Below are 19,822 nucleotides of genomic sequence, written 5' to 3' on the forward strand. Positions count from 1 at the left end.
TGGTCTTGCTATACAGGAATCCTACCTCACCATCCCGGTTTCATCCATCAATGCAGTCATTCTGCCGACTCGCCATAGCCGGTCAGTTCCATGTAGCCACTGCCGTCAACGGAGCCTGAAACCGATACCGGGCTCTCCCAGTATGGGTACAGGCCGTCGTTCCAATAGGTCCCCGGGGGTGCGCTTACCCTGAGGGATAAGCCCATGGCCGGGATATCCAGCTGCCAGGCCACGGGCACGCGGCCCGGTTTTATATCCCGGTAATCCAGTGCAGCGAGCTCGATCTCATCCGTGCCCAGGGAGTGAGCCTCTCCCTGTGGATCGACCCAGGTACCAGAGCGGAAGGCGCCGTCACCGTCACCCACCTGGAACACCATCAGTCGGCTGCCGTCGTCCAGGCGCAGGGCAAACCAGTCCCAGCCCCGCTGGTCTGACCGCAGGAACTGACTGCTCCACTCCCGGTCCAGCCAGCCCAGACCGGCGACTTTGTAACTGTGCCCATCCAGGACCACTTCACCCTGGATGGCGATATCCGTCAGGCTGAAGTACATGGAGCCCTGACCGTCCGGGGTCTTGGCACTGAAGCCCTGTTCACCATGGCGCACGACCTGCTGCCCCGGGATCAAGACAAGGTCATAGGACCAACCGTCACCCGAAGCGGATAGTTGCCATCTCCCTGCTGCCATTTCGCTCAGCTGCCAATGGTCCAGCCAGACCTGCAGGGGCGCCGTCGTGGCGCCTGCCTGGCCAATGTCGCCACGTGCAAACCGCTCATCAAACCAGTGTTGTCCATCAAATGAAACGGCACCGTGGGCCATCCAGGCTGACTGCAGCGGCCAAAGCGTGGCATCGGGGGCTGGTGCGCCTGGCGGGCGGGGTTCCAGGCCTTGCCGGAACTGGGTCCACTGCAGTCCCAGCGGCTGGCCCTCGGCGGTTTCCAGGTTGGCGGTCAGGTACCACCATTCAATGCGGTAGTCGGGGTGAGCACCCCAGTCTTCCGGCAGGCTAATGTGGCCCCCCGGGGCGGGCTGACGGAACCCGTGTTCCTGCCCTTCATCCGCCAGGCCGGCGAAACCGGCGTCAGACGGTTCATCAGAACAGCCGGCAATGGCCAGCAAGGCCAATAAACCAATAAACAGATGGACGGCTTTCATCGCTCCTCCCCGTTGCCCAGGGCTGGTGCAATACCGGTCGCCGGCCGCCGAAGCCAGAATGCACCTGCAATCATCAACGCAGCCAGCGCCAGCAAAGCCATCAACTCCAGCCAGAAACCGGGATAAATCGCCATGGGCAACGACCAGCCAAACGCCAACGGGTTAATGCGCTGTACCAACACCCAGGTCAGCGCGATACCCACCGGGACGGCGGCGGCCCAGATCGAAACCATAAGCTCGGCAGCCAGGGTCAGGATTACCCGGAACCACGATTTGCCAGCCAGTCCCCAGACAACAAGCAACTGGTAATACCATTGCCGTGACCCCAGCACCACCCAGCCGGTCAGCAGCAGGGCCACCGCCGCAAGCCCGAGGGTCAGGTAACTGATGGCACGGGTTAAGGCAAAGGTCTGGCGGAAGATCCGGTTGGCGAGCTGATGTACGGTTTCATTGTCACGCACCTGCAGGGTGTCCACCTGCCAGGCATGTTGCAGCGAGGCCAGCAGTTCCTCCCGACGGCTGTTGGCGCTTCCTTCTGGAAGGGTCACCGTGAGTGATCGGAAGGCGGGCGCGAAGTCCTGCGGAAGGTGCTCCACATCCATCATTACCTCACCCGCCGGGCGACCATAATCGGCGTAGATCCCGGCCACGCTGACCTCCCGGGTTTGTTCGCCGAACCCCAGGATCAGCCGGCTGCCAGGTGTGAGGCCCTTGCGCCGGGCGAGTTGCTCGTTCACCAGTACAGCTCCCCTGCCTACTGCCAGCCAGGGCGAGTTCACGCCCTCAATCAGGGACCAGTTCTGCACGAGTGAGGAACGACTGTCAGTGGCCATCAGGTCAAGGCTGCTGCTCGTATCAGCTCCGGCCAGGATCACCTGCCCGCGTAGGACAGGATGCCAGTTTGCGGCCAGCTCCCGTTGCGACAATACCGGGACAACGTCCACGATCGCTTTGCCGTCGGGGACTTCCACAAACAGATCCCCGGACAGGCGCTGGTCAAGCCACTGGTTGAAGGTGCCCTCGAACGTATGCACCAGGGCATGAACGGCAATCACAGTGCCGGCAGCCAGCTGTAATGCGACCAGCGGCAGCGCCAGGCGCCGGATGAGCACACCCAGTTCACGGCGCCGCCAGAGGCGCAGGGGGGCCATGTCACGATGCGGAGCCGCCAGTCGTTGCAACAACCGGGGAGTGACCAGCCCCGCCCCGAGCAACAACAATGCCGTGGCCAAAAACGCTGACACCAGGGAGCCGGCCACCAGTACTGTGACGGCGCCGGCGATCAGTGCACCAAGCGCCAGGGGCACCTGAAAACGGACCATGCCGGTCTGGCCACGCCCTCCCTTGAACAGGTCAAGACCGCACCAGAACACCACCAGGGCCATCACCGCCACCGTAACCAGAAAGCCGGTCACTGAGTGGGGGGTTGCCAACAGTGCGGTATCGAAAAGGTTGGCCATGGCGGAACCAAACCCGGAACCCAGGACCTCGGCCAGCAACAGCCCCAGTCCGTAACCGGGCACCGCCCCCAGTACGGCGAGGATACTGAGCTCCAGTAACAGGTAACGACGCAACCGGCGGCGCTGCACACCGTATCGCTCCAGCAGCTGCAAACCGTGCCGGCGCTGGTCGAGGCCCAGCGTGTAGACACTGCGAATCAACAATGCCGAAACCAGTACGACCAGCACCGCCAGGGCGTTCAGGTTCAGCAGGAAGCTGTCCGCCAGTTCACCCGTATCCAGTGCTGCAGGATCGACCTGACGCTGCCAGCCTTCGGGGAGGTGACCGATCTCTGTGGCCAGGTACAGCCGCAATACCGAAGGACGGTCCTTTGCCAGTCGGGCAGCCTCTGAGATATCCACGAAGGGTTTACCGTCCAGCACAGGACCGGACCCTGATGGGGCAGCTTCAGCGCAGCTCATGGCCAGCGGATCCAACCCTATCACGCGGGCACCACCACTATCGGAGGCGACTTCGAGCCAGGGCACCACGCAGAGGCCGTTCCGGCGCAAGTCGGCGAAGTCCTGTACCGATACGGCTTTACCATCCTGCCGCACCAGCACTTGCTGCCCGGCCAGCTGGCGATCTCCCGCTGCCATGCTGTCCCGAGCCTGGCTTGTCAGCGTCCAGACGCCAGACCAAAGGGCTGTGGCAAGGGTGAGAATCGCCAACAACGCCAATAACTGCAGGGGATGGCGACGGTAATGACTGAGCATGGCCCGCAGCAACATGGCTCAGGCCCCGCTCGCCAGGTCCAGGTGCTGGTCACAGCACGCTGCCAGCGAGAGGTCATGGGTGGCAAGCACCAGGGTGCAGCCGCTGTGCCGCTGCCACCGGAACAACTCATCGGCCACGGCACTGGCTGTATGACGGTCCAGGCTTCCTGTGGGCTCATCTGCCAGGATCAGGTCCGGCGCCATGGCAAACACCATCGCCAGCGCCGCGCGTTGCCGCTGCCCACCGGAGACCTGGTCCGGATACCGCTGCCCCAGCCCTTGCAGCCCCAGTCGCTCCAGCCAGTCGCGTACCGGACCAAAGGACTGGCCGGCCAGGTCGGCACGCAGGCGTACATTCTCTTCCAGGGTAAGGGCCGGCATCAGGTTGCTGTCCTGGAACACCACTCCGATCCTGCTCCGGCGCAGGTCCGCCCAGTCATCCGGGCCTAGGAGGCCGGCGGGCTCACCCAGCAATGCAAGCTGCCCAGCATCCGCTGAATCGAGCCCGCACAGGATGTTCAGCAGGGTGCTCTTGCCTGAACCCGACGGACCGGTCAGGGCAAGCGAACCACCCTGCTCCACGGTAAAAGTCAGTCCCTCGAAAACCGGCACCCGGCCTGCAGCTGTCCGGTACGACTTGTGGAGATCTGTTACCTCAATCGCCTTCACAATCCACTCCTTCAAGCGGGTACTGGAGCCCCCTGGCGGTTGGACTCAGGCTATAACGGGATTCAATGATGACCGGGGCGCCTGGCCCAGGGGAGGCTGAACCCGGTCCGGGGGCGTATGATGACAGATCACAGCCACCGGGGAGGACACTGACATGAATACACAGGCCATCTTCGAGTCTGTCATCCGGGACGCCCGGCCCTCGACGCTGCTGGTCACTGGCGGTGCCGCTGAAGCGGCTGCCAGGGGATGGCAGTCGTCGGCCAGCGACGTGCGAATTCATGTTCTGGACACGGGCCAGGGTGAGTTGGCCGGCCCCGGTGCAGAACCCCACGACCTCGCCCTGGTAGCCGATACGCTGGAGTCCATGGACCGGACTACGGGAACGCAGTTACTGGGCCAGCTACGCAACCTGGGTAACCGTCAGATTGCTGTGCTTGTGTCGAATACCAGCGAATGGAGATTGACCGATCTCGTTGCCCTGGGTTTTACCCGCCAGGCTGGTGGCGATGGGCGAAGCAGTCATAGCCTGTACACCTACAATATCGACACCTACAACCACAAGCGGGACTGGAACAACCCGAAATACTGGGCCAATCCGGAAATGTGGGACAAGGCGCGGTGGTAACGCCCACAGCCCTCAAGGCAACGCAACCGCCTCGAAACGGGCCAGCCCATGGCCCTGCTCATCCAGCAACTTGAGCACCTTGCCTTCCAGGAACACCCCGGCTGTATCGGCAAATACGTCGTACAGAACAGACTCATAGTTATCATCCGGGCAAGCCATGCGGGTGCTGGCCATGGAATCGAACAGCAGGTTGGCACCGGTTACTGTGTACTCACCCACAAAACGGTTGCAGCCGCTGAAGCCGTTAACCCTGCCATCATCCCGGAAAATCATGTGGGGCTCGCCCTGTTGCCCCTGCGGGACGTTCACCGCGTTGCCCCGAAGCTCCACAAGCTTCCAGTAGGTATTGGTCAGGGGCGCTGTAGGCACTGGCCCGCCCTGCTGTGATCCGGGTCCGGAAGCACAGGCAGCCAGCACCGCCAGGCAACCGAGCACGATAATCCGGCCAGCTACGCTCATTCCTTTCATGTTTGCTATCCCTCCTGAGTCTGCGGCCCGGGCCGCCCTTTCGAAAACGCCATCATACCAGTGCCGGCGGGAAACCGTCCGTAGCCCACATGACAATCCCGAAAATCAGCACACCAGCCCGCGGCATAGTGTCGCACAGGGCAGGATAAGCCTGTACGCAAGGAGGTCATACCCATAAAATTAAACTTATAAGCATATAACTAAAAATTACAAAAGAATCTCCCCTAAGGAGGACTTGCCATGTCCCGAAACCAGGATTCATCCCACGACCTCAGCCGACGCCGCTTCCTCCAACTTGGTGCCGGCGCTGGCACTGCAGCCCTGCTGACGTCTACCGGCCTGCAAGGGCAAACCGTCAATACCCGCGCCCATGTGGTGATCATCGGCGCCGGTGCCGGTGGTATGGCCGTCGCCAACCGTCTGTCTGACCGTCTGCGCGGTGGCAGGATTACCGTGGTGGAAGCCCGTGAGGTCCACCACTATCAGCCCGGCTGGACCCTGGTGGCATCCGGGGTATGGAGCCCGGACAAGACCACCCGCCCCAACAGCCAGTTCATGCCGCCCAACGTTGACTGGATTCGCTCCAGCGCAGCCGCCTTCGACCCGGATAACCGCACCGTCGACCTGGCCAATGGTGACCGGCTCAGCTACGACTACCTGGTGGTGGCCACTGGCATCCAGCTTAACTACGAACAGATCGAGGGCATGTCCGCCGACCTGGTGGGGCAACACGGTATCGGTAGTGTCTATGCCAGCCTGGAGGGGGCCACCCGCACCCGCGATGTGATTGACCAGTGGATCGCCACCGGCGGCGGCCAGGGCATTTTCACCCACGCCCCGACCCCGGTGAAGTGCGCCGGCGCCCCCCTGAAAATGACCTTCACCACCCTGTCGCGACTGGAAGCCTCCGGTAAGCGGGACAGCTTCGACGTGGACTTCTTTGCTCCAGGTGGCGGCCTGTTCAGCCAGCCGTGGGTCAACGATTTCGTCAAGCAGCGCTTTGATGAGCAGGGCGTCCAGCGGCATCACTTCCATACCCTGACCGCTATCAGCCCGCAGGATCAGCAGGCCACATTCACCCAGCAGGATGGCAGCAGCATCACCCGGGATTACGACTTCATCCATGTGGTGCCGCCCATGAGCGCGCCGGATGCAGTGCGCAACAGTGACCTGATTGCCAAGGAGGGCAAGTTCACCGGCAACTGGCTCGACGTTGATATCTACACGCTCCAGCACAACCGTTACCCGGAAGTGTTCGGCATCGGCGATGTTATTGGCGCCCCGCTCAACAAGACGGCCGCCAGCGTGAAGGCCCAGGCACCCATCGTGACCGAGAACCTGTTAGCGGCCATGCAGGGCAAACCCCTGCCCCGCAAGCACAATGGCTACACCTCGTGCCCGCTGATCACCAGTATCGGCAAGGCCATGTTGGTGGAGTTCGGCTACGACCTGGAGTTCCTGCCGTCGTTTCCCTTCATTGACCCGAAGGAAGAGTCCTGGGTGACCTGGACCTTCAAGGACAAAATGCTGCAGCCGGCCTACTACGCCGTTCTGGAAGGCCAGGCCTGAGGAGTGACATCATGACCATTGCCAGCATTCTCACCATTGTTCAGTATGCCCTTGCCCCCTACCTGTGGCTGATCGTCCTGGCCGCTGTGGTACTGCTGGGGGCCCAGCTGATCGCCCGTCTGGGCGGCTATCGTTACCTTCGACACAAAAGTGCCGTCGCCAACGGGCTCGCCCTCGTTGCCGGCCTGTCAGGTCTGGCCTGGATACCCGCATTTACCCACTCGCAACTGGCCTACGTTGCCACGACCTTTGACTGGGTCGTGATGATCGCCGCGATTATCGGCGTCGCCATTTTTGCCCTGTTGGTGTTCCATCCCCTGAGCTATCTGCTGCGCGCCCGTCACTGACGGGGCCAGCGGTCGTATTCCCCTGTGGCAGCCAGGTGCTAGAATCATCGGACAGCCCCCTGACCGACCAGCAAGGCTGAGCGGTGGGGGGCAACCGACATGAATTCCAGCAAACACGAGGATGCCATGGCAGCCATCAGCCAGGAGCGCGCCCGGGAGGAACTTGACCGGGAAAGCAGCAAGGTAAACCGGGACGACATCGAAGCCCTGCTGGAACGGCAGAAAAAGATCGAGGCCAAGGTGCAGGCCGGGGGCAAGCTTGAGCGGTTTTCCACGGATATCCGCCTGATGTTTTCGCTGCTACGGGATTACTGGAACGGCCGGTACAGACAGATTCCCTGGAAAAGCGTGGCGGCCATAGCCGGCGCCCTGCTCTATGTACTGAACCCCCTTGACCTGATTCCCGATGTGCTGATCGGCTTTGGGCTGCTGGACGATGCCGGCGTGGTGGCCCTGTGCCTGAAAATGGTGGAATCGGACCTGCACCGCTACGCTGCCTGGAAGGAGTTGGACGCCGAGGCGGCTGCCCGCGCCTGAAAGCCGGTTTGATGTGCATCAACGTCCTGACCGGCGCCATGGCGTAGGGTGAACGCACATCAGTGTCAGCCATCGTCCAACAATTATCAGGGCCCGCCATGGATTTTGATTATTCGGAAGACGCCCGCCAGGTCCAGGACCTGATGCGGCGATTCATGAAAAAACACGTACTGCCCCGCAACAGCGACTGGTTGCGCAGCGCCGAGGACGGCGTCTATCCGCTGGATATTATCGAGCCCATCAAGGCCCAGGCCCGGGAAGACGGCCTCTGGAACCTGTTTCTGCCAGAGCTGAAAGAACACGAACCGGGCACCCCCATGTCCAACCTCGACTACGCCCCACTGGCCGAAATCATGGGCCGGCTGCCATGGGCCGCCGAACTATTCAACTGCAGCGCCCCGGACACCGGCAATATGGAACTGCTGCATCGGTTCGCGACCGATGAGCAGTACGAGACCTGGCTGAAACCCCAGCTTGACGGCACCATTCGCTCCTGTTTCGCCATGAGCGAGCCGGACACGGCCTCCTCCGACGCCACCAATATCAGCACGACCATCCGGCGCGACGGTGACGAGTATGTGGTGGATGGCCGTAAATGGTTCATTACCGGCGCCAATCACCCCAACTGCCGCTTTGCAATCGTACTGGGCCGTTGCGATGACGGCCCCGGTGACAGCCGCCACCACGAGCACTCCATGGTCATCGTGCCCATGGACGCCCCCGGCCTTGAGGTTGTCCGCAACATTCCCATCATGCAGCACCACTCCCCAGAGGGACATTGCGAGATCGCCTTCCGCAACGTGCGGGTCCCGGCGAAGAACCTGCTGGGCAAACCCGGCGAAGGCTTTGCCATGGCCCAGGCACGCCTGGGACCCGGCCGGGTGCATCACTGCATGCGTACCATCGGGCAGTGTGAACTGGCACTGGAAATGATGACTGAGCGAGCGCTGGAGCGCCGCACCTTCGGCAAGTTCCTCAGTGAGTTCGAAAACGTGCGGGACTGGATTGCGGAGTCACGACTGGAAATCGACCAGGCCCGCCTGCTGGTGTTACAGGCGGCCTGGAAGATGGATCAGTACGGCAACCAGGCAGCGAGAGTGGACGTATCCGCCATCAAACTGGTGGCCGCGCGCCTTCAGACCCGTGTCGTGGACCGGGCGATGCAGGTGTTCGGTGCCATGGGCCTGACACCAGACACTCCCCTCGCCTACCTGTGGACCTGGGGAAGGGCCCTGCGCTTCCTCGACGGCCCGGATGAGGTGCACCTGCGTACCGTGGCCCGGGCTGAAATCGAGAAGGCCAAGGAGCACCGGGGCTCAACGGCGGCTTACTACAACCTCCGCTGAGCCTCTGATGCCCTGTCAGGGGATCGCTGCCAGTCAGCCTCACTCTGCTGGCGCTGTTCCCCTTTCCTCGGCAAAGCGGATGTAGAAATCCAGGCTGCCCGGGTTAGCCATGGCATCCGGACTCGCCACCTGGGACAGGGGCTTGCCGAGCAACAGCTTGCGGATGGGCAGCTCCATTTTCTTGCCGGTCAGCGTGTAGGGAATCTCCGCTGTCGGGATGATCTCATTGGGCACGTGACGGGCTGACAGGTTGTCCCGGATGGCCGCGCGGATTCGCCCTTTCAGGTCATCGTCCAGGGTGACACCTTCACGTAACACCACAAACAGTGGCATGTAGGACTCCCGACCCAGGTATTCCAGGTCAACAATCAGCGAATCCATCACTTCCGGAATCTCTTCCACCACCCGGTAGATTTCACCGGTGCCCATACGCACGCCCTGGCGGTTGATGGTGGTGTCCGAACGGCCATAGATGATGGCGCCACCCCGTGGCGTAATGCGAATCCAGTCACCGTGACGCCAGATCCCCGGATAGGTATCGAAGTAGCTGTCATGATAGCGATGGCCACCTTCATCACCCCAGAAGTAGAGGGGCATGGAAGGCATGGGCTTGGTGACAACCAGCTCACCCACCTCGTCTTCCAGCGGCTTACCGTCTTCATCAAAGGCATACACGGCTGTACCCAGGGTGCGACACTGCATCTCACCGGCGTACACCGGCATGATGGGGTTACAGCCGACATAGAAAGCGGCGACGTCGGTACCACCGCTGATGGGTGCCACCAGCACGTTGTTACCGATCTCGTTCATGATCCACTTGTAACCTTCATCCGGCAGCGGCGAGCCGGTGGAGCCGACAGAGTGAATTCCACTGAGATCCGCATACTCCCGCGGGTGAATCTCTGCCTTCTTGCAGTTGAGGAAGTACGCAGCACCGGCGCCGAAGAAGGTTACGCCCGCCTCCCCGGCAAATCGCCACAGGGTACCCAGATCCGGATAGCCGGGATTGCCGTCGTAGATGCAGATGGTGGATCCCAGCAGCAAGCCGCCGATCTGGGCATTCCACATGATCCAGCCCGTCGTGGTGAACCACAGGTACCGGTCATCCGGCTGCAGGTCCATGTGCAGGCCCTGGCCCTGCAGCCCTTCCAGCAGGGCGCCGCCATGGCTGTGCACAATGGGCTTGGGCATGCCGGTGGTGCCGGAGGAATAAACCACCCACAGGGGATGGTCAAAGGGCAGCTGCTCGAAGCTCATGGGCTCGTCATGGGCCAGCATATCTGACCAGGCCACACTGTTTTCCAGGGCCGCCCCGGCGTCCAGGTAAGGCAACAGCACCACCTGCTCCAGGGTGGGCAATTCCTCCCGCAGCTGCTTCACAACATCCATGCGACTGAAATCCTTGCCGCCATAGCGATAGCCGTCTACCGCAATCATGACCTTGGGATCGATCTGACGGAACCGGTCAATCACGCTACGGGTGCCCATATCCGGCGAGCAGCTCGACCAGATGGCACCGATGCTGGCACACGCATAGAAGGCGACAACCGTTTCAGGAATATTCGGCAGATAGGCCACCACGCGATCGCCGGACTTTACACCCATCTGGCGCAGGGCATGGGCGAAGGAAGCGACCTGTTTCTTGAGATCACCCCAGGATAGCTCCTGCAGCTCACGGATCTCGGAGCGGGAAATGATCGCGGGGCGCCCGGGTTCATCTTCATGGTAACGGAAGGCCTGCTCGATCATGTTCATTCGTGCGCCGTCAAACCAGGTAGCGCCCGGCATCCTGTAGTCGCTGAGCACGCTGGAGTAGGGCGCGGAATGGCGGATATCGAAATAGTCCCAGAAGGCAGCCCAGAACTCTTCCAGGTGATCCACTGACCACTGCCAGAGCGAATTATAGTTATCGAAGGTCAGGCCCTTGTTGTCCGTCAGCCACTGCATAAAATCATGCATGCGGCTACGTTCGATACGGGCCTGGTCGGGTTGCCAGAGGCATTCGGGGGTCTGGTCTGTCATGGCTATCTCCATTGTTGTTGGTTATCGTGAGCTTGCCCGGGGCACAGGTTGCTTTCATCTCACTGTGATTTTCTGGCGTCGCCGGCTACAGTAAAAATCCGGTAAACGCGAATTTACCGGTTGAACTGATTGAGTAAATCAACTATACCTTTGATTCGAGGGGCAAAACGCAACTGCCTGAATCGTTCACCAATTTCAGGAGGTATTTTCATAGTAAAAAATAATGAAAGTCCAGATTGAATAGAACAAGCGCTCGCTATACAGTCTGAACCACTCAGAAACAAATACAAGAAGACAGCTGCCGTGTTGGCAGCGAATATCAGGAGAAAATCATGCTACGAAACAAGAAGACCGGACTGTTCACCGGCACCATGATCGGCCTTTCCATGGCCATTTCATCCATCACCTACGCCCAGGAAGGTCCGATCCGGATCTCCTACATTGAACCGCTCTCCGGCCCCTTCGCCAACGTGGGTGACGCCGGCCTCAAGCATTTCCGCTTTGCCGCTGAAAAAATGAACGAGCAGGGTGGCATCCTCGGCCGCGATATCGAAATCGTCGCCATGGACAACAAGCAGAGCCCCTCTGAGTCAGTACAGCTGGTTCAACGCTCCATCGATGAAGGCATCAACTTTGTCACCCAGGGCAACGGCTCCAACGTGGCCGGCGCCATGGTCGAGGCGGTGGATCGCAACAACCGCCGTAACGAAGACAACAAGGTACTTTACCTGAACTACGCCGCAGTGGACCCGGCCCTCACCAATGAGCGCTGCAGCTTCTACCACTTCCGTTTTGATGCCGCTTCCGACATCAAGCTCGAAGCACTGTCCAACTACATGAAGTCTCGCGATGATGAAATCGACAAGATCTTCCTGATCAACCAGGACTACTCTCACGGGCAGTTCATCTCCAAGCGCATGAAGGAGCTGGTGGACGAGAAGGGCATCGAGGCTGAAATCGTCGGCGACGTACTGCACCCGATCGCCCAGGTTCGGGACTTCTCCCCGTACATCTCCCGCATCCAGCAATCCGGTGCCGATACCGTGGTATCCGGCAACTGGGGTAACGATCTGTCCCTGCTGGTACGCGCCATCGACAGCGCCGGCCTGGACGTGAACATCTACACATACTATGGCGGTGGCCTGGGTACTCCGGCAGCCGTTGGCCCCCGTGGTGAAGGTATCCTTTACCAGATCACCGAATGGCATGCAGACGTGAACGTCGACGAGGGCCTCACCGAGTACGAGAAGTGGTTCCAGGAGTTCAAGGAACGCTACCCGGAAATCGACTGGTACTATCACCGCATCTACAATCAGATGCACATGCTGAAAGCAGCCATCGAGGAAGTGGGCAACGCCGAGGATATCGACGCCATCGCCCGGGCGCTGGAAGGCATGGAATTCGAGTCCCAGACTGGCACCATCACCATGCGTGCCCAGGATCACCAGATCCTGCAGCCCATGTACATGTCCGTGATGGACACCAACGCCAAGTACGATGCTGACAACTCTGGTGTCGGCTTCCGTACCGTGGCCAACATCCCTGTTGAACAGGCTACGGTTGATACCACCTGCGACATGAGACGTCCGTAAGCCCCAGCCATACTCCGGTGGCGCAATGCCACCGGAGCTTTTCAGAAAAATAAACCAGGATTCGTCTCACCATGCTCGAAACCATCGCTTATTCGATTTTCAATGGCGTGCTCTACGGTACGCTGCTGTTCATGATGTCCAGCGGCCTGACCCTGATCTTCGGGATGATGGGTGTCTTGAACTTTGCTCATGCCAGCTTCTATATGCTGGGTGCCTATTTCGCCTATACCTTTGGCCTGGGAACCGGCTTCTGGGTGGCACTGTTCCTCGCCCCGATTGCCGTCGGCGCCATGGGCGCCCTGGTTGAACGCTATGGCCTGCGCCGGGTTCACCAGTATGGTCATGTACCGGAACTGCTCTTCACCTTTGGCCTGGCCTATGTGATCGAGGAACTGGTTGCCCTGTTCTGGGGTACCGTGCCGGTTGCCTACAAGGCCCCTGCCGCCCTGAACACCACCGCATTCACCATGTTCGGCCTGGATTATTCCTGGTTCAAGGTCTTTATCCTGCTGGTTGCCGTCGCCATGTTTGTCGGGCTCTGGGCCCTGATCAAGAAAACCCGTGCCGGCCTGATTATCCAGGGCGCCCTGTCCCGTCCGGATATGGTTGGCGCACTGGGTCATAACGTACCCATGGTCTTTACCCTCGTATTCGCCTTTGGCTGTGCCCTGGCTGGCCTTGGCGGCGTCGTCGGCGGCATTCACTTTGTCACCGACCCCGGCATGGCGTTCATGATGGGCCCGATTGTCTTCGTTGTGGTGGTGCTTGGGGGCCTGGGCTCGGTTCCCGGGGCACTGGTCGCCTCCCTGATCATCGGCATCCTGCAGACCTTCTTCCTGTCAGTGAACTTCTCCCTGGCCGACAGCATTGGCACGCTGGGCATCGAGAATTCCGGCTTCTTCGGTGTGCTCTGGCATATGGAAGCTACCCGTATTGCCCCCGTACTTCCGTTCCTGCTGCTGGTACTGACCCTGATCTTCAGACCCCGTGGCCTGTTCGGGAAGCGTGAAGCATGACAACCACAACAACAACGCAACAGGAAACCAAATCTATGGCTACCAATACCGCAGCAGGAAGCACTAACCTGCTGAAGTTATGGCCCTGGGTGGTCGTACCGCTTGTGGCGATCGTGCTGCCCTTCCTCTTTGATTCGGGTCATGCCATCAACCTGCTCAGCCATATGGGCGTGGCGATTATCTTTGCCCTGTCCTATAACATGCTGCTGGGCAATACCGGCCTGCTGTCCTTCGGGCACGCGGTCTACTATGGCCTCGGCGCCTACGTGGCCATGCACCTGCTACGCAGCATCAATGATGCCGGCGGCGAAGGCCTGCCCATTGAACTGCTTCCCCTGGTGGGCGCCGGTGCCGGCCTGTTTTTCGGCATTATCTTCGGCACCTTCTCGGTTCGCCGGGCCGGCGTCGTCTTTGCGATGATCACCCTGGGCCTGGGCGCCCTGGTGCACTCCAGCTCGCTGATGTTCACCGATTTCTTCGGTGGCGAGGCAGGCCTGTTCGGCTACCGGGACGAAGCGCCGTCGCTGTTTGGCGTGGACTACGCCCCCAGCCGTAACGTGTACTTCCTGGTGGTGGCCTGGGCAATGATTGCAGCCATCCTGATCTACCTGCTCAAGAAGACGCCGCTGGGCTGGATGGCGAACGCCGTCCGGGATAACCCGGAACGGGCCCAGTTCGTGGGTTATGACCCCACCATCGTGCGCTTCATCCAGTTTGCCTTGTCAGCGATGTTTGCCGGCCTTGCCGGTGGCCTTTTCGTGATCACCGACGAGATCGTCAACGACGAAGCTGTGAACGCACTCACGTCAGGTGCTGTATTGCTGGGCACCTATATCGGTGGCATCGGCTACTTCATCGGCCCGATCGTGGGTGGAACGCTGGTGACTTTCCTTGAGAGCTCCCTCTCCGCCTACACCGAGGCCTGGGTGCTGTATTTCGGCCTGATGTTCATCGCCATCGTCATGTTTGCCCCCATGGGCCTTGTGGGTATCGTCCATACCCAGTACCTCAACTGGAAAGCGGGCGGCTGGAAAGGCAACACCGGTGCCCGGCTGTATATCCTGCTGACCGGCCTGGTAGGCATATTTGGACTGGTCTGCGTGATCGAGCTGGCCTACCACTACTTCCGTAGCTGGGATCCGAGCGCTCCCTTCGCCCTGATGGGTGTCACCGTTGATGCAACCAACGCCCTGCCCTGGCTGGTGTCCTTTGGTATCGCCATCATCGGTTTCGGGCTGATGCTGTTCCACGGCAACCCGATGCTCAAGCGTAAACTCGGCGCCAAGTCAGACGGAGGTAAGGCATGACTACCCGTAACGCACTCGAACTCAAGGGCGTAAAGAAGAACTTCGGGCGCGCCGAGATCATCCGCGGTCTGAACCTCGAGGTTCATGAACACGAACGCCACGTGATCATCGGCCCCAATGGTGCCGGCAAGTCCACCATGTTCAACCTGATCAGTGGACGGATGAAGGTTTCCGACGGCTCTATCAAGCTGTTCGGTAACGATATTCACAACCTGCCGGCCCACAAGGTCAACCGCATGGGCCTGAGCCGCAGCTTCCAGGTAACCAACCTGTTCCAGAACATGACGGTTATGGAGAACCTGCGTTGCTCGCTGCTCTGGTCGGAAGGTCATAAATACGCCTTCTGGAAGAGCGTCATGGGCCAGCAGGCGGTGACGGATCGGGCCTACGAACTGGCCGAGCGCCTGAACCTGACCGAGCAGGCCGAGATTCCGGCGTCCCTGCTCACCTACGCCCAGCAACGGTCACTGGAGATCGGCTGTACCGTTGCTTCTGGTGCCAAGGTGATCCTGCTGGACGAGCCCACGGCGGGCATGAGCCGTACCGAAGCCAACGACGTCATTCAGCTGATCCAGCGTATGACCGGCGAAAACACCCTGGTGGTGGTAGAGCACGACCTGAGCGTGGTCTTCGAACTGGCAGACCGCATTTCCGTACTGGTGTATGGCGAAATCATCGCCACCGGCACCCCGGAAGAAATCCGCAACAACGCGGCCGTTCAGGAAGCCTATCTCGGTACGGAGGTCCACTGATGCTCAAGATCCAGGATTTACACGCCTACTATGGCAAGAGCCACGTGCTTCGTGGCGCCAACATGACCGTTAACCGTGGGGAAATTGTCAGCCTGCTGGGCCGTAACGGGGTCGGGCGCTCAACCCTGTGCAAGGCCGTTATGGGCCTGGTACCGCCGGTGGGACATATCGAGTTCGATGGCAAGACCATCAGTGGCAAGCAATCCCATGAGATTGCCCACGCCGGCATTGGCTATGTCCCCGAAGACCGGGCGATTTTCCCGGGCCTCTCGGTGGTACAGAACCTCGAACTTGGCATGAAGAAAAAGGGCCAGACCGGTGAGAAGTGGACCCTCGACAAGGTCTACGAGTGGTTCCCCCGCCTGAAGGAGCGCGAGCATACCCCGGCAGAGGTGCTGTCCGGTGGTGAGCAGCAGATGCTCAGCATGTTCCGCGCCCTGATGGGCGACCCCCAGTGCATACTTGTGGACGAACCCACCGAGGGCCTCGCACCCAAGGTCGTCGCCGATGTAGCTGCCATCCTCAAACAGATGGCAGAAGATGGCCTGGCGGTACTTCTGGTAGAGCAGAAGCTCTCCATCGCCCTGGACATCGCTGACCGCATCTACATCATGGGTGACGGGAATATTGTCTACGAAGGCACACCTGAAGAGCTGAAAAACAACCCCGAAATCCGCAAAGAATGGCTGGAGGTCTAGGAAGCAGCCCACCCGGAGCAACTTGCCCCGGGTGGGCCGCCCCGGAAACTGTCAATGGCAAAACTGCTTAACGATCGCGATCTCGAATTCCAACTCTACGAAGTCCTCGACACCGAATCCCTGCTGCAACGGCCCCGCTACGCGGAGCATGACCGTGCCATTTTCGATGCCACGCTCAACACCGCACGGGATATCGCTGCCGAGTATTTCGCGCCCCACAATCAAAAGGGTGATGCCAACGAACCCACGTTCGACGGCGAAAAGGTTACCCTGATTCCGGAAACCCAGCCGGCCTGGAATGCCTTCGCCGAAGCCGGTTTCCTGGCATCCCACCACGACTTCGACGACGGCGGCTCACAGCTGCCGGAAGTGGTGCTGCGGGCCAGCATGGCCTATTTCAACGCCGCCAACGTCTCCAGCACCGCCTATTCGTTTCTCACCATCGGCGCCGCCAACCTGCTCAAGAGCTTTGGCAGCGACGAGCTGAAAGGCAAGTACCTGCCGTCCATGCTCGATGGCCGTTACAGCGGCACCATGGCACTGACCGAGCCAGGCCAGGGCTCTGCCCTCGGCGATCTGCGAACCATGGCGAAGCCGGCCGATGACGGCAGCTATCGACTGTTCGGCAACAAGATGTACATCTCCGGTGGCGACCATGAGCTGACCGACAACATCGTCCACATGGTGCTGGCCCGCATCGAGGGCGCACCAGCCGGTGTTCGCGGCATCTCCCTGTTCCTGGTACCCAAGTTCCACGTCAACGACGACGGCACCCGGGGCGACCGCAACGATGTCGCACTTGCTGGCCTGCTGCACAAGATGGGCTACCGGAACACCACGTCCACCGTACTGAACTTTGGCGAGAAAGACGGTGCCGTCGGCTACCTGGTGGGCGAGCCCAACAAGGGCCTGGGCTACATGTTCCAGATGATGAACGAAGCCCGCATTGGTGTCGGGCTGGGCGCTGCCGCCATGGGTTACCAGAGCTACCTGGAAGCCCTGGACTACGCCCGCGACCGTCCACAGGGCCGCCTGCCCGGCAACAAGAACCCGGACGCACCCCAGGTCAAGATCGTCGAACACGCGGACGTGCGCCGCATGCTGCTGATGCAGAAGGCCTACGCCGAAGGCAGCCTGGCCCTTTGCCTCTACGCCAGCACACTGGTGGAAGACGCCCACACCGCAAAAGATGAAAGCGAACGCAAAGCTGCCGCTGAACTGCTTGACCTGATCACCCCCATGGTCAAGACCTGGCCGTCCAAGTACGGAGTCATCGCCTCGGACCTCGGCATCCAGGTTCTCGGTGGCGCCGGCTATACCCGGGAATACCCGCTTGAGCAGCTTTACCGGGACAACCGCCTGAACCCCATCCACGAGGGTACGGAAGGCATCCAGGGCATCGACCTGCTGGGTCGCAAACTGGGACCGAAGGGCGGTGACGGCTACGCCGAATTCCAGCGTCGCATCCAGGCAACGCTGGATGAAGCCGCCAACCTGGACACCTGCGGGCCACTGGCCAGCCAGCTGACACAAGCACTGGACACCCTGAAATCGGTAACCTCTGACCTTCAGAAGCAACTGGCGGCCGACCCGGACCACGGCCTGTCCAACGCCACCATGTACCTGGACATGTTTGGCAAGGTACTGGTGGGCTGGATCTGGCTCAAGCAGGCCATGGCGGCCGAGAAGGCCCTCGCTGCCGGCGCATCCGGTTCGGAGGAGCAGTTCTACCAGGGCAAGGTCCATGCGGCCCGCTATTTCATGAACTGGGAACTGGCTCCGCTCGACGGCTACGCCCGGCTACTGGCTAACGGTAACCGCGACAACCTGGATATGCAGAACGACTGGTTCTGATGTTCGCCAGGTTTTGAGTTTGCCTTCCGGAGCCTGATCATGCCCCAAGGCGGTTACCCGAAAGCCTGAAGCAAGGTGGCGGGTGTGGCTTTCCGGGACCTTCAAAAACATGGACGTTTTTGAAGAGCCTACATGGATGTATTCACGGCGTGTCCCGGAAAGCCATGCCCGCCGGCTTGCCTTCCCCGAAATCCCGATATTCAAACTCCAAACTACGCCACTGGAGCAGTAAGCAATGACAAGCCCCCAAGACCACTACACCCCGGAACAACAGCAAGCCCTGGACCATGTAAAACAGGCCGAGAAAGTCGCGAGCGACATCCCCGGCATCAGCCCGGATATCCAGTTGCGCCCCATCAGGAAAGTGGCCGTTATCGGCGCCGGTACCATGGGCGGCGGCATTGCCATGAACTATGCCAATGCCGGCATCCCGGTAGTAATGCTGGAGCTCAAGCAGGAAGCCCTGGACAAGGGCCTGGACATCATCCGCAAGAACTACCAGCGCACCGTCAGTAAGGGCAAACTGAGCCAAGAGGAAATGGACCAGCGCATGGCCCTGCTCTCCGGCACCCTCAGCTACGACGACCTGGGTGATGTCGACCTGGTGATCGAAGCCGTCTTCGAGAGCATGAACGTCAAGAAACAGGTGTTCGGCACCCTCGACAAGGTGTGCAAGCCCGGCGCCATCCTGGCCTCCAACACCTCCACCCTGGACGTGGACGAGATCGCCGCATCCACCAACCGCCCCCAGGACGTGATCGGCCTGCACTTCTTCAGCCCGGCTAACGTGATGCGGTTGCTGGAAATCGTTCGGGGCGAGAAAACCGCTGACGATGTGCTGGCCACCTGCCTGGATATGGCAAAGACCATCAAAAAGGTAGCGGTGGTTTCCGGGGTATGCTTCGGCTTTATCGGCAACCGCATGCTCGAGCCTTACGCCCGTGAAGCCCACCGCCTGATACTGGAAGGCGCCACCCCGGCCCAGGTGGACGGCGTGATGACCTCCACCGGCCTGGCCATGGGTGTACTGTCCATGTACGACCTGGCCGGTATCGACGTGGGCTACCTGGTACGGGAATCCCGCCGGGATGAAATCAGCCAGGACCCGGGCTACTGCAAACTGGCGGACGAGCTCTATCACCTGGGCCGTTACGGTCAGAAGACCGGTCGCGGGTTCTATATCTATGAAGACCGGGAAAAGAAAGAAGATCCCGAGGTCCTCGAGCTGGCCCAGAAGATCGCCACTGACCTGGGCATCGAGCGCCGGGAAATCAGCAACGAGGAAATCCATGATCGCTGTCTGTACATGCTGATCAACGAGGGTATCCAGATTCTGGACGAGGGCATTGCCCTGCGCAGTGGTGATATCGACCTGGTGTGGATCAACGGTTACGGCTTTCCGGCCTGGCTGGGTGGTCCCATGCATTACGCCGAGCAGATCGGGTTGGAGAAGATCCTCGATACCATCCGTCACTATCGCGATACCCTGGGTGATTACGGCACAATGTGGTTTGAGCCGGCGCCGCTGTTGGAAAAGCTGGTTGCGGAAGGCAAGACAAAGATCGAAAAAGTCTGAAGCTGAAAAACGATCTGGCAGGGTAACCAAAAAAGTTTTAAAGGCGGACAGCACGGAGTTCACACGGACTT

16 protein-coding genes and 1 pseudogene are annotated in these 19,822 nt (G+C 60.4%); 12 read left to right on the forward strand and 5 right to left on the reverse strand.

Annotated features, from left to right (window positions below; genetic code table 11):
- Positions 1 to 56 precede the first annotated feature (56 nt).
- Genes BM036_RS03640 through BM036_RS03650 form a run of 3 tightly spaced genes read right to left on the reverse strand, consistent with a single transcriptional unit; the run spans position 57 to position 4,039 of the window.
- On the reverse strand, positions 57 to 1,154 hold the full coding sequence (locus BM036_RS03640; RefSeq protein WP_091848872.1) for a lipocalin-like domain-containing protein: 1,098 nt from the start codon (positions 1,152 to 1,154) through the stop codon (positions 57 to 59).
- Complete coding sequence (locus BM036_RS03645) at positions 1,151 to 3,385, reverse strand: FtsX-like permease family protein (RefSeq protein WP_091848873.1); 2,235 nt, start codon at positions 3,383 to 3,385, stop codon at positions 1,151 to 1,153. The genes BM036_RS03640 and BM036_RS03645 overlap by 4 nt, the downstream gene beginning before the upstream one ends.
- Positions 3,386 to 3,388: 3 nt before the next feature.
- Complete coding sequence (locus tag BM036_RS03650) at positions 3,389 to 4,039, reverse strand: ABC transporter ATP-binding protein (RefSeq protein ID WP_413774388.1); 651 nt, start codon at positions 4,037 to 4,039, stop codon at positions 3,389 to 3,391.
- Positions 4,040 to 4,193: 154 nt separating this feature from the next.
- Between BM036_RS03650 and BM036_RS03655 the strand changes: the two genes are divergently transcribed.
- Positions 4,194 to 4,667: a DUF6231 family protein gene (locus BM036_RS03655; RefSeq protein ID WP_091848874.1), complete on the forward strand. Its 474-nt coding sequence runs from the start codon at positions 4,194 to 4,196 to the stop codon at positions 4,665 to 4,667.
- A 12-nt stretch (positions 4,668 to 4,679) separates the two neighbouring features.
- On the opposite strand, the gene BM036_RS03660 is transcribed toward BM036_RS03655, so the two are convergent.
- Positions 4,680 to 5,135, reverse strand: a complete 456-nt coding sequence (locus tag BM036_RS03660) for an META domain-containing protein (protein WP_091848875.1) — start codon at positions 5,133 to 5,135, stop codon at positions 4,680 to 4,682.
- 240 nt (positions 5,136 to 5,375) lie between these two features.
- Between BM036_RS03660 and BM036_RS03665 the strand changes: the two genes are divergently transcribed.
- From BM036_RS03665 to BM036_RS03680, 4 genes are all read left to right on the forward strand, one after another.
- A complete protein-coding gene (locus tag BM036_RS03665; RefSeq protein ID WP_091848876.1) occupies positions 5,376 to 6,704 on the forward strand; it encodes an FAD-dependent oxidoreductase in 1,329 nt (442 codons plus the stop codon).
- An 11-nt stretch (positions 6,705 to 6,715) separates the two neighbouring features.
- Entirely contained in the window at positions 6,716 to 7,051 is a 336-nt protein-coding gene (locus BM036_RS03670; RefSeq protein WP_091848877.1) for a DUF5368 family protein, read from the forward strand.
- Positions 7,052 to 7,177: 126 nt separating this feature from the next.
- Positions 7,178 to 7,588 carry a YkvA family protein gene (locus BM036_RS03675; RefSeq protein ID WP_091848982.1) on the forward strand — a complete coding sequence of 137 codons (411 nt, stop codon included), beginning with the start codon at positions 7,178 to 7,180 and terminating at the stop codon, positions 7,586 to 7,588.
- Between the two features lie 98 nt (positions 7,589 to 7,686).
- On the forward strand, positions 7,687 to 8,934 hold the full coding sequence (locus BM036_RS03680) for an acyl-CoA dehydrogenase family protein (protein WP_091848878.1): 1,248 nt from the start codon (positions 7,687 to 7,689) through the stop codon (positions 8,932 to 8,934).
- 39 nt (positions 8,935 to 8,973) lie between these two features.
- On the opposite strand, the gene BM036_RS03685 is transcribed toward BM036_RS03680, so the two are convergent.
- Positions 8,974 to 10,956 carry an acetoacetate--CoA ligase gene (locus BM036_RS03685; protein WP_091848879.1) on the reverse strand — a complete coding sequence of 661 codons (1,983 nt, stop codon included), beginning with the start codon at positions 10,954 to 10,956 and terminating at the stop codon, positions 8,974 to 8,976.
- 332 nt (positions 10,957 to 11,288) lie between these two features.
- Here BM036_RS03685 and BM036_RS03690 point away from each other — a divergent pair, with 332 nt between their 5' ends.
- The 7 genes and pseudogenes from BM036_RS03690 to BM036_RS03720 all read left to right on the forward strand — a co-directional run.
- The gene (locus BM036_RS03690) at positions 11,289 to 12,548 is read left to right on the forward strand and encodes a branched-chain amino acid ABC transporter substrate-binding protein (RefSeq protein WP_091848880.1); all 1,260 of its coding nucleotides are present in this window, start codon (positions 11,289 to 11,291) and stop codon (positions 12,546 to 12,548) included.
- A 71-nt stretch (positions 12,549 to 12,619) separates the two neighbouring features.
- Complete coding sequence (locus BM036_RS03695; RefSeq protein WP_091848881.1) at positions 12,620 to 13,564, forward strand: branched-chain amino acid ABC transporter permease; 945 nt, start codon at positions 12,620 to 12,622, stop codon at positions 13,562 to 13,564.
- Positions 13,565 to 13,599: 35 nt separating this feature from the next.
- Positions 13,600 to 14,871 (forward strand): branched-chain amino acid ABC transporter permease, encoded by a 1,272-nt coding sequence (locus BM036_RS03700; RefSeq protein ID WP_245742452.1) that lies wholly within the window; start codon positions 13,600 to 13,602, stop codon positions 14,869 to 14,871.
- Positions 14,868 to 15,623 carry an ABC transporter ATP-binding protein gene (locus tag BM036_RS03705; protein ID WP_091848883.1) on the forward strand — a complete coding sequence of 252 codons (756 nt, stop codon included), beginning with the start codon at positions 14,868 to 14,870 and terminating at the stop codon, positions 15,621 to 15,623. Before BM036_RS03700 ends, BM036_RS03705 begins: the two co-directional genes overlap by 4 nt.
- Positions 15,623 to 16,321 (forward strand): ABC transporter ATP-binding protein, encoded by a 699-nt coding sequence (locus BM036_RS03710; protein ID WP_091848884.1) that lies wholly within the window; start codon positions 15,623 to 15,625, stop codon positions 16,319 to 16,321. Before BM036_RS03705 ends, BM036_RS03710 begins: the two co-directional genes overlap by 1 nt.
- 54 nt (positions 16,322 to 16,375) lie before the next feature.
- On the forward strand, positions 16,376 to 18,175 hold the full coding sequence (locus BM036_RS03715) for an acyl-CoA dehydrogenase (protein ID WP_091848885.1): 1,800 nt from the start codon (positions 16,376 to 16,378) through the stop codon (positions 18,173 to 18,175).
- Positions 18,176 to 18,443: 268 nt separating this feature from the next.
- Positions 18,444 to 19,751 (forward strand): annotated as a pseudogene (locus BM036_RS03720) (3-hydroxyacyl-CoA dehydrogenase); the annotation flags it as partial.
- Positions 19,752 to 19,822 lie beyond the last annotated feature (71 nt).

Origin of the sequence: Marinobacter segnicrescens (assembly GCF_900111555.1) — a bacterium.
GTDB classification, from domain to species: Bacteria; Pseudomonadota; Gammaproteobacteria; order Pseudomonadales; family Oleiphilaceae; genus Marinobacter; species Marinobacter segnicrescens.

Bases quoted from the DNA above. Each gene is read 5' to 3' on its own strand.
- BM036_RS03640 (WP_091848872.1), bottom strand. From the start codon at position 1,154: ATGAAAGCCGTCCATCTGTTTATTGGTTTATTGGCCTTGCTGGCCATT.
- BM036_RS03645 (WP_091848873.1), bottom strand. From the start codon at position 3,385: ATGTTGCTGCGGGCCATGCTCAGTCATTACCGTCGCCATCCCCTGCAG.
- BM036_RS03655 (WP_091848874.1), top strand. From the start codon at position 4,194: ATGAATACACAGGCCATCTTCGAGTCTGTCATCCGGGACGCCCGGCCC.
- BM036_RS03660 (WP_091848875.1), bottom strand. From the start codon at position 5,135: ATGAAAGGAATGAGCGTAGCTGGCCGGATTATCGTGCTCGGTTGCCTG.
- BM036_RS03665 (WP_091848876.1), top strand. From the start codon at position 5,376: ATGTCCCGAAACCAGGATTCATCCCACGACCTCAGCCGACGCCGCTTC.
- BM036_RS03670 (WP_091848877.1), top strand. From the start codon at position 6,716: ATGACCATTGCCAGCATTCTCACCATTGTTCAGTATGCCCTTGCCCCC.
- BM036_RS03675 (WP_091848982.1), top strand. From the start codon at position 7,178: ATGGCAGCCATCAGCCAGGAGCGCGCCCGGGAGGAACTTGACCGGGAA.
- BM036_RS03680 (WP_091848878.1), top strand. From the start codon at position 7,687: ATGGATTTTGATTATTCGGAAGACGCCCGCCAGGTCCAGGACCTGATG.
- BM036_RS03685 (WP_091848879.1), bottom strand. From the start codon at position 10,956: ATGACAGACCAGACCCCCGAATGCCTCTGGCAACCCGACCAGGCCCGT.
- BM036_RS03690 (WP_091848880.1), top strand. From the start codon at position 11,289: ATGCTACGAAACAAGAAGACCGGACTGTTCACCGGCACCATGATCGGC.
- BM036_RS03695 (WP_091848881.1), top strand. From the start codon at position 12,620: ATGCTCGAAACCATCGCTTATTCGATTTTCAATGGCGTGCTCTACGGT.
- BM036_RS03700 (WP_245742452.1), top strand. From the start codon at position 13,600: ATGGCTACCAATACCGCAGCAGGAAGCACTAACCTGCTGAAGTTATGG.
- BM036_RS03705 (WP_091848883.1), top strand. From the start codon at position 14,868: ATGACTACCCGTAACGCACTCGAACTCAAGGGCGTAAAGAAGAACTTC.
- BM036_RS03710 (WP_091848884.1), top strand. From the start codon at position 15,623: ATGCTCAAGATCCAGGATTTACACGCCTACTATGGCAAGAGCCACGTG.
- BM036_RS03715 (WP_091848885.1), top strand. From the start codon at position 16,376: ATGGCAAAACTGCTTAACGATCGCGATCTCGAATTCCAACTCTACGAA.